5 protein-coding genes are annotated in these 7,196 nt (G+C 58.9%); 2 read left to right on the top strand and 3 right to left on the bottom strand.

The window, feature by feature from the left end; translation table 11 throughout:
* Positions 1-929 (bottom strand): HAMP domain-containing protein (locus BW950_RS11235; RefSeq protein ID WP_143559218.1); only part of this gene is annotated, 929 nt, incomplete at its 3' end.
* A 116-nt stretch (positions 930-1,045) separates the two neighbouring features.
* Between BW950_RS11235 and BW950_RS11230 the strand changes: the two genes are divergently transcribed.
* Positions 1,046-2,209 carry a M24 family metallopeptidase gene (locus tag BW950_RS11230; RefSeq protein ID WP_083943957.1) on the top strand — a complete coding sequence of 388 codons (1,164 nt, stop codon included), beginning with the start codon at positions 1,046-1,048 and terminating at the stop codon, positions 2,207-2,209.
* Between the two features lie 34 nt (positions 2,210-2,243).
* On the opposite strand, the gene BW950_RS11225 is transcribed toward BW950_RS11230, so the two are convergent.
* On the bottom strand, positions 2,244-3,359 hold the full coding sequence (locus tag BW950_RS11225; RefSeq protein ID WP_143559217.1) for a phosphotransferase: 1,116 nt from the start codon (positions 3,357-3,359) through the stop codon (positions 2,244-2,246).
* A gap of 12 nt (positions 3,360-3,371) precedes the next feature.
* Complete coding sequence (locus tag BW950_RS11220; RefSeq protein WP_076489393.1) at positions 3,372-4,766, bottom strand: family 4 glycosyl hydrolase; 1,395 nt, start codon at positions 4,764-4,766, stop codon at positions 3,372-3,374.
* Between the two features lie 177 nt (positions 4,767-4,943).
* Here BW950_RS11220 and BW950_RS11215 point away from each other — a divergent pair, with 177 nt between their 5' ends.
* Positions 4,944-7,124: a transporter substrate-binding domain-containing protein gene (locus BW950_RS11215; RefSeq protein WP_076489392.1), complete on the top strand. Its 2,181-nt coding sequence runs from the start codon at positions 4,944-4,946 to the stop codon at positions 7,122-7,124.
* Positions 7,125-7,196 lie beyond the last annotated feature (72 nt).

Raw genomic sequence — 7,196 nt, 5'->3', positions numbered from 1 at the left:
TCTCCCGTGGCGTTGAGGACCTGGATGCGGTCCACCACGGTGCCTATGATCCGGTTCAACCCCGACACGGCCGAGGAGATATCCCGGCCCATCTCACCGATCTCGTCGTGGCCCCGGACGGTGACGCGGGCCGTGAGGTCCCCCGTGGCGAGTTTTTTCGAAATGTCCCTGGTGAGGCGCACCCGGTTGACCACGTGCCGCGAGAGGCCGATGGCCAGGACCAGGGCAAGAACCAGGCTCACTGCGGTTGCTCCCAGGAGCAGGCGCATCCCTTGAGCGGCGTTGGCGTTCATCACCGCTATGGTTCGTTCCACTTCCTGATTGATGACCGCCTGGGCTCGTTCGGCCGAGGCCTCGTATTGTTGCTGATTCTGGATGAACCCTCTTCGGAGCGTCACGTTATCCCGGCCGGCAGTTTCAAAAAAGCTCAGCCGGTTATCCACCATGCTGCGCATGGACATGGTAAAAGTCTGGAGCTGCCGCAGGGCAATTTCAATGTCTTGAGAGGTCGTGGCAAGAAAGGTTGTCCCCTCCACGGAACCGCCCTCCAGGACTGCGTTGAGGTACTGGTTCGCCCGAGCCGAGAGGGTCCGAACCCGCTCCAGTTCCGCCTGATCTTCCACACCGGCGATCACATTCTCGAGCAACAGCTGGGCCTGAGTCACAGCCAGACGGGATTGCATGATCGCGTAGAGGTAGGGCGTGGCCCGATCCGTGAGACGTCGCGCATCCCGGTGCAAGCCACCAATTCGAACAGCCCCCACTCCCCCGGCGACAAGAATAATAAAAGCCAGCGACCCGAAGGCGAGAAGCATTTTGGCTCGAAGCCGAAGGTGGATACTCCGGGTCCGTTTCTCCCCGCTCCCGGCATTTGTCCTGGCGAGGACCCCATCTTTTCCGGCCCGCTTTGTTTTTGTTCCTTTACCCATATCTGGAGAGTATAGCTTTCTTTTTTAAACAAGAAAACAATGAAAAAGCGATTGTCAGAAATTATGACCATTTCCGAACGATTGACAGCAACCCAAACTCGTGGTTTATTAATTTTATGAAAGAAACATTAAGAGAGACTGAGGAAAAACTGACTCGCCTTCGCCATCTTATGGAGACCCGAGGCCTCTCGGCTGTCCTGCTGAAGAAAACCTCCTCCCTGGCCTGGATCACCGGCGGAGCCCGCACCTGGGTGAACACCGCCAGCAGCGAAGGCCCTGTGATGGCCTTGGTGACACCCCACACCCACCTGCTGATAACCAACAACATCGAGGCCCCCCGCCTGAAAAAGGAAGAAAATCTCGCCGCTGCGGGATGGAGTCTGGAGAGCACCCCCTGGCACAGATCGCCCCGCACCCTGGCCGATGTTTTGAGAGACTACGGTGTTGCTCCTGACCTCAGGAAAGAACCCTCTTTGGGGTGCGACACCGTCGTGAATATCCCCGACCTTCCAGCAACAGACCTGGGCGGGAGCATTTCCCGGCTCAGGGCGCGGCTTCTTCCAGCAGAGCAGGACCGTGCCAAAAGCCTTGGTGCCGACTGTGCTGCTGCGATGATGGAAACGTGCCTCTCTCTGGAGCCCGGACAAAGTGAAGAGGAGATCGCAGCCCTGCTCTGGCAGAAAACCCAGCGCCGGGGAATCCAGGCCGTGGTGTCCCTAGTGGCGGTGGACGAAAGAATAGAGCAGTACCGACACCCCCTTCCTACCGAAAAGATCCTCCAGCGCCACGCCATGGTTGTTCTCTGCGGCCGCCGTCAGGGACTGGTTGTCTCGCTTACCCGGGTGGTCCATTTCGGCCCCCCGCCCGAAGATATCCGTCACCGCCAGAACGCCGTGGCCCTGGTCGACCAGGCCATGATCGCAGCTTCACGCCCCGGGATCACCACGGGAGAGATCTTCCGGATAGCCCGTGATTCCTACGGCCGGGCAGGATTTCCCCAGGCCTGGGTCGACCACCACCAGGGAGGTGTGGCGGGCTACGAGCCCAGGGAATATCTGGCGCTGCCGGACGGATCGGATCAACTCTCACCGGGACATATTTGCGCCTGGAACCCCTCACTACCCGGCGCAAAATCGGAAGACACCCTTCTGGTGGGTGAAACGGAGCCGGCGATCCTCACAAAGATTCCGGGGTGGCCCCTGCTTGAACAGCGCCAGCTTCCTTATGAAGAATCCGCCCCTCCGGGAGTGATCCCGAGGCCGGATATTCTGATTCGCTAAATTGGAGAGCCCGGCCGAAGCACTCCGGCCGGGACTAGCGGAGGCGCTCTGCCCCCCGGCGGACCCGGTCTGCCCACCAGGCCAGATCAGTCTTCCAGTGCTCCCGATCCCGAGACCCCACGTGCCAATGAGTTGCTTTCAGGATAATGGCCCACCCGTCCTGAACAAAGCCCCCCAGGAGGGCCAGGTCCTCCTGGGCATCCCACCAGGATCTCCCGTGCCCGGATCGGGCCCGGCCTTTCAGCTCGGAAAAGAACCGTTCCCGGTAGTAGCTCAAAGCTTCATCCTTCGATTCCGGTAGCAACGGCGAGTTTGCCCCAAGATATCGTCCCAGCTCCACCGCCGGCGGTGCGTGGGCAGCCAGCTGCCAGTCCAGAAGAACTACCCCACGAGGGGTGTCAGGCCCGGGGGTCAGGGCAAAGTTGGAATGCCGGTAATCACCGTGAATCAGGGTGAAGGGAAACGCCTGTAGCGCCCGACAGAGCGGACCAGAATCGCACACAAGGGGCTCCACCACATCCATCACATCGGACGGCAAAAGGTCGCGAGCCATCCCCCAACCCTCAAGAATTCTGGCGGGAATCTCCCCGTCGTGGCCCCTGGCGATCTCCTCTCTGGCCGTGGCCGGAGAAAACATTCCGTAAACCTCTTTCAGAGCACAGAGACCCGGCTCGTTCCCCGCCAGCGAGGGGTCATCCAGAAAACGGGCGTGCATTGCTGCTGCGGTGTCCAGAAAGAGGCGGTTTGCCTCCCCCGTGAAGGGGCGATTCGTCATAACCGTCCCGCTATAGTCTCTCATAAGAAGAGCCCACCCGGAGCCGTCCCTGCAACAGGCCAGGACCGGAGGTTCGCACCACGGGGGGAGCCGATCAAAAAATCCTAGGCTCCAGAGAGAGACCGACCGGCACCGGGTGTCTCCCGTAACGCGCATGAGCCAGTCCCACTCCCGGGAGACCCTTTTCAGGACCAGACGCGGCCCGCTCCCCCCGCCGGGCCCCCGGCACTGGACAAATTCAAGCCCGCTGCCGGAATGGGCAAAGCCGGCCGAGAGGGGGTGCCGCTCCAGGGTCTCCACGGTCTCTCCCGTCACCCGCGAGAGCGCCGCCGGGGAGAGAAGCTCCTCCAACCCCGAATACAGGAGATGCGTCATACCGCTCACCAATCACCGCTCAAACTGCGGAAGGAACTCTGCGAACTCCCGCAAGAGATGATCCAGGGTCAGGCGGGCGCTCTCCACATCGTTTACCACGGGATCAAGTAACATGGCCTGAAGCGCCAGCTCACGATCCCCTGCCACAGAAGCGTCCACCACCAGGGAACTGTAGGCAAGCTCCCTTCTGCAGAGCTCGGCGATTGCCTCGGGCAAAGGCGGCATGGCCAGGCCCTGCACACCCTGACCGCAACTCACACCGGGAACCTCGACGATCGCATCATTCTGGAGGTTGGGAATCAATCCGTTATTGGGAAGATTGAGCTGATGAATGAAGGTGTTTCGGTTAAAATGAACCCCTTCGATCACCTCGGGAACACCCTCGGTACGCAAGTTCCGAAGTTGCTCCACCGACTCCTGACCGGCGACAATTTTCTGCGCAAGTTCACGCCGAACCTCGCGTCGCGCATGATTTCCCGTCCAGCTTTGGGTATGAAGGCCATAGCGCTCCCAGGGTTTTTTCACAGGATCATGAACAAAAGGCAAAAATTCACAGAGATGGCTGTCGCTGGGTGTCGGCATCAGTCCAAAAATCTGATACATCTCCCGGGAAAGCGGTTCGAAACCGGCCCTCTCCGGCCGAAACCACCGTTCCCTCAGGGCAGGGTACAAATCCTCACCGGTGCTTTTGTCCCGGATATCGTAGACCCAGGAAAAATGGTTGATTCCGGCAGCCTTGATATCCAGATGTTCAAGACCTGCTGCCATGAGAGGCTCCCGAAAATGCCGGGTCTCGTGGTTGGTGTCTATTTTGACATCCCCGGGGACATCGATTCCGTAGAGATCAGCCAGCAAGGCCATGGCCATGGCGTACCCCCAGAGCAGCTGGTGGCACATACCCACCACCTTTATTTTTGTATAACGCGCCACAGCCTGGGTGAGCCGGATCAGGGGATTCACGTAATTCATCATCCAGGCCTGGGGGCAAAGCTCTTCCATATCCCGGGCGATAGCCAGAATGAGAGGCAGATTTCGAGCTGTATGAACCAACCCGCCGGGACCACTGTTTTCTGCGTAGGGTTGATGAATGCCGTAGTCCCGGGGAATGCGCCAATCTTTCTCCCAAACTTCTTCACGAGGTCCTACCTGTACCGAGACGATCACAAAATCAGAACCCGGCAAGGCTTGACGGCGATCGGTGTGCGCACTGACGGAGGCCATCGATCCCCACTGGCGGTTCATTACCTGGGCAAGATTATACATACATTCCAGGGCCGATTCGTCGATGTCGACCAGACGAAGATCAGCGCCCCTGAGCCGTTCCGAGCGCAATATGGCCGAGATGGCTCTCTGGCCGAAGACGGCACTTCCCGCCCCAATGATGACAATGACCGGTGCTTTCTGCATTAGGATACCCCCCTGGTTACCGTTTGTTATTTTATTCCTGTCTGTAAGAAACTATTTTAACCGCATTCAGGAGGCCCGGTCAAGGAAGACTTTCCATCCCCCGTCGATTCCATTGACAGTACCAAAAACACCTCCCTGGCTCTACCCAATTGCCACGACCTGTCCCATACTAGAGGTATGGGGCTCTTCGATTCCTCCGGCACATCCCGATTACCCCGTCTCGTCACGGTTGCCTTGATAGTACTGGCCCTCCTGGCTGTCCTGACGGCAAGCCTGATTACCTGCACCATCCGGCAAGAGCGCAGCGTCCTTTTCGAGCAGGGATCACAGCCCGAGTTCATCCCCTCCCTGGAAACAACGCGGTCCATCGTCGTTGGCGGCGATTGGGATTACCCCCCCTTTGAGTTCATCAATGCCCGGGGAGAACCCGACGGGTTCAACATCGCGATTCTCAATCACATTGCCCTGATCATGGGATTGGACATTACCATAGAACTGACTTCCTGGGCCGAGGCTCGCCGAAGGATCCAGTCCGGTGAGATCGATATGCTTGCCGGTATGTACCGTAGCCCCGAACGGGAAGACCTTCACGAGTTCACCGTACCTCACCTGATCGCCTCCTACGGGATATTTGTCCGCAAAGGCTCGCCCATCACCGGCCCCGGTGATCTTGGCAACGCAGTGATTCTCGTCCAGGAAGGCGATCTTGGCCACGACTACGCCCTGACCCACGAACTGGGCCGGGAAATTGTCACCGTCCGGGACTGGACTCAGGTTCTGAAAGCCCTTTCCGATGGCACCGGTGATTGCGCAATCTTCGGAATGGGCCAGGGGATGAGGGAGATCCGGCAAGAAAACTATACAAATCTGCAGATGCTGCACCCTCCCCTTTTCCGCAGACCCTACGGAATGGCCGTCCGCAAGGGCGATGCCGAGCTGCTGGCTATTTTGAACGAGGGCCTCTCGATCCTGAACTCCACCGGACTGCACGACACCATCTACCAGGAATGGTTCGGTGTCCTGGAGACCCCCTCGTTCTGGCAAAGCAGAACGGCGGGAATCCTCCTTGCCCTTGTCGGGGGTGCTTTGGCGGCGGTGCTCTGGAGCGCCGGCTGGATTTTCCTGCTCCGACGTCAGGTGGCAAGAAAGACCAGTCAACTTCAGGATGCCCTTGCCCAGGCAGAACAAGCCAATAATGCAAAATCGCGGTTCCTGGCCAGCGTGAGTCACGAATTGCGAACCCCCCTCCAGGGAATCATGGGAATGATCGATCTGCTGGGCCAAAAAGATCTGGACCAGGAGGCTCAGGCCCAGATCCACATGCTTCGAGGGGCATCAGAGCAGCTCCTGAGAGTGCTCTCGGACCTTCTGGATGTCTCCAGAATCACTGTGGGAACTCTCTCGGTCAAGTCAAATCCGTTCGATCTTCCCCCGCTCGTGCAGTGGCTGGAACAGACCCTCCACCTGGCCGCCCGGCAAAAGGGGTTGCACTTTTCCTTCTCTTGTCAGGATCTTCCCCGGTCGGTGGTGGGGGATCAGGAACGTATCGCCCAGATCGTGATAAACCTGGCAAGCAACGCCATCAAGTTCACCCCCCAGGGCGAGGTCTCGGTTTCCTTTGTCTACCGTCAGGGGCGGCTCTTCTTGACCGTTCAGGATACCGGACCAGGATTGACCCACCAGGAACTCTCCCGCATCTTCGATCCCTTCGTACAGCTGGACCAGAGCAGCCCGGCAAAGACAGCCGGGCTGGGGTTGGGCCTTTCGATAGTTCATTCGGTGGTGGACCTTCTGGGAGGAGAAATAACAGTAGAGAGCGAGCCGGGAAAAGGGACGACCTTCCATCTCAGCGTGCCTCTGCCCCTTGCCAGCTCTCCCGGGAAGGAAGACCCGCCGAACCCTGTCGTGATCCCTCCCGAACCCGGCCCACCTCCCAGAGCGACTGCCCCCGCCCGCGAAACAGCCTCCCTGGAAGGACTCCGACTCCTTGTTGCCGAGGACGAGGCGATCAACCGGTTATACCTTGTACGAATTCTGGAACAGCAGGGCTGCCTGGTGACTGCCACGGAAAACGGACAGGAGGCGCTCAACCAGGCCAGGCAGAACCACTATGATCTGATCCTCATGGACGTATCCATGCCGGAAATGGACGGAATCGAGGCAACTCGGGCCATACGACAATGGGAGCAGGATCAGAACCGGAAACCTCAGCCGATCATCGCCCTCACGGCCCACGCCTTTGCCGACGATATCACCCTTTTTCTTGAAGCAGGCATGAACAGCTACGTGCCGAAGCCCTATAAGGCCAGACAACTGCTACAGGAAATATCCAACACAATTGAAGCACTATCCGAATAACCGGAAGGGGAGGAGCAAAAACGCCCCTTTATCCCGGAGGCCGATCCCGGCGTAGAACTTTCGGGTCCTATG

The sequence above is a fragment of the Alkalispirochaeta americana genome (genome assembly GCF_900156105.1).
Lineage (GTDB): Bacteria > Spirochaetota > Spirochaetia > DSM-27196 > Alkalispirochaetaceae > Alkalispirochaeta > Alkalispirochaeta americana.
The sequence above is the reverse complement of the archived record's forward strand: the minus strand, read 5'-3'. Positions and strand labels throughout refer to the sequence as shown.

Coding starts and splice junctions, on each gene's coding strand:
- BW950_RS11215 (WP_076489392.1), top strand. CDS start 4,944: ATGGGGCTCTTCGATTCCTCCGGCACATCCCGATTACCCCGTCTCGTC.
- BW950_RS11230 (WP_083943957.1), top strand. CDS start 1,046: ATGAAAGAAACATTAAGAGAGACTGAGGAAAAACTGACTCGCCTTCGC.
- BW950_RS11225 (WP_143559217.1), bottom strand. CDS start 3,359: ATGACGCATCTCCTGTATTCGGGGTTGGAGGAGCTTCTCTCCCCGGCG.
- BW950_RS11220 (WP_076489393.1), bottom strand. CDS start 4,766: ATGCAGAAAGCACCGGTCATTGTCATCATTGGGGCGGGAAGTGCCGTC.